2 protein-coding genes are annotated in these 2,334 nt (G+C 68.3%); both read left to right on the forward strand.

The window, feature by feature from the left end; all coding sequences use genetic code 11:
- A partial coding sequence (locus AC1DOC_RS29780) for a M20 aminoacylase family protein (protein ID WP_478131131.1) occupies positions 1 to 1,129 on the forward strand: 1,129 nt, incomplete at its 5' end.
- A gap of 48 nt (positions 1,130 to 1,177) precedes the next feature.
- Positions 1,178 to 2,155, forward strand: coding sequence for a tripartite tricarboxylate transporter substrate-binding protein (locus tag AC1DOC_RS29785; RefSeq protein WP_478131132.1), 978 nt, complete (start codon positions 1,178 to 1,180; stop codon positions 2,153 to 2,155).
- Positions 2,156 to 2,334: the final 179 nt, after the last annotated feature.

The following is a 2,334-nucleotide window of genomic DNA, read 5'->3' on the forward strand; positions in this document are numbered from 1 at the left end:
GCTCGGCTTCGAGGAGCACCGCACCTCCGAAAAGGTGGCGGGCCTGCTCGCCGAATGGGGCATCGAGGTGCACCGCGGCATTGCCGGCACCGGCCTGGTCGGCGTGCTGCGCAAGGGCAGCGGCACACGCACCATCGGCCTGCGCGCCGACATGGATGCGCTGCCGCTGCACGAGGCCAACGAGTTCGCCCACAAGTCCACGCACGCCGGCCGCATGCATGCCTGCGGCCACGACGGCCACACCACCATGCTGCTGGCCGCCGCCTGGCACCTGTCGCAGCAGGGGCCCGATGACTTCGACGGCACCGTGCATTTCATCTTCCAGCCCGCCGAGGAGATGGGCAAGGCCGGCGCGAAGAAGATGATCCAGGACGGCCTGTTCGAGCGCTTTCCGTGCGACGCGGTCTTTGCGCTGCACAACTTCCCGGTCGGCGACGTGGGCCGCTTCGCGCTCAACGAAGGCGCGCTGATGGCCTCGAGCAACACCTACAAGATCACCGTGCGCGGGCGCGGCACGCACGCCTCGATGCCGCACACCGGCATCGACCCGGTGGCCGCGGTGGTCACGCTCGCGCAGCAGCTGCAGACCATCGTGCCGCGCACCATTCCGAGCACCGAGCGCGCCCTGCTCGCGGTCACGCAGCTGCAGGGCTCGGATGCGCCCAACGTGATTCCCGACGTGGCCACGGTCGGCGGCACGATCCGCACCTTTTCGATCGAGGCGATCGACAAGATCGAGGCACGGCTGCGCGAAGTGGCGGCGGGTGTGGCCGTGGCGCACGGCTGCACGGCCGAGGTCTTCTTCAACCGCTCCTCGCCGCCGGTGGTCAACCACCCGGCCGAGGCGCGCTTTGCCGCCAGCGTGATGCGCGAGGTGGTGGGCGACGGCATGGTCACCGACAATTTTCCCGCCGTGATGGGCGCCGAGGACTTCGCGCACATGCTGCTCGCGCGGCCCGGCTGCTATGCGTTCCTCGGCAATGGCGACGGCGACCACCGGCTCGACGGTCATGGGCCCGGCCCTTGCATCATCCACAACACCTCGTTCGACTTCAACGACGAGATCATTCCGATCGGCGCCAGCTACTTCGTGAAGCTGGTGCAGCGCTGGCTGCCCGCGGGCGGCTGAGATCTTTCACTGCCAACGATGATGATGATGATGAAAGCGGCCACTTCGATGACCTCCTCCGTGTTCACCCGGCGTTCGCTCGCCGCCCTTGCAGCCGCCGCAACGCTCGGCGCGCTCGTGCCCGCGCATGCGCAACAACAACGCGTGATCCACATCGTCGTGCCCTTCGGCACCGGCGCGGTGCAGGACACGGTGGCGCGCGCCTTCAACGCCGAGCTGGGTGCGGCGCTCAATGCCAGCGCCATCGTCGAGAACCGCGYGGGCGCGGGCGGCACGGTGGGCGCGGCCGCGGTGGCCAAGGCACCGGCGGACGGCAACACGCTGCTGCTCGCGGCCGCGAGCCACAACATCGCGGGCTTCCTGTACAGCAAGCTGTCGTACGACCCGCTGAAGGATTTCGTGGGCGTGGCCAACATCGGCAACGCGGGCTACGCGCTGGCCGTATCGAGCGGGCTCAACGTGTCGAACACGGCCGACTTCATCAAGGAGGTCAAGGCCAACCCGGGCAAGTACAACTACGCCTCGGCCGGCAACGGCAGCGCCACGCACCTGGCGATGGCGTCGTTCCTTGCCAAGGCCGGGCTGCAGATGACGCACATTCCGACCAAGTCGACCGGCGAGGCGGTCAACGAGGTGCTCGCGGGCCGCGTGCAGGCGGTGATTTCGTCGAGCATCGGCGTGATGGGTTTCCAGGCCGATCCGCGCATGAAGCTGCTCGCTTCCACGGGGCAGGCGCGCAGCCCGTTCCTGCCGAGCTTGCCGACGGTGGCCGAGAGCGGCCTGCCGGGCTACGCCTTCGATTCATGGATCGGCCTGCTCGCCCCGGCCGGCACGCCCAAGGCCGAGGTCGAGCGCCTCAACGCGGCCACCAACAAGGTGCTGTCCGATCCGGCGATCCAGGAGCGCTTCAAGCGCCTGGGCGTAGAGCCGCGCATGCAGAGCGCAGAAGAGTTCCAGAAGCTGCTGCGCGCGGACTGGGATGCAATGGGGGCGGTGGTCAAGGCTTCGGGGGCGAAGATCGACTGATCTTGTTCTTGGCGCTCTCGTTCTTGTTCGGGGCGCGTGCACAGGCCACCGGGTACTCCCCTCCGCGAATGTCCCCCGGCCTGCGGCCTCCTCCTTTATTTCGCTGCGGGGAGCACCCGATGCCCTGTGCACGAGGCACGCTGTCGGTTCGCGGCTGATCAACCAGTGCTCTGAACACG

This window comes from Variovorax sp. 01T439_2 (assembly GCF_056398445.1).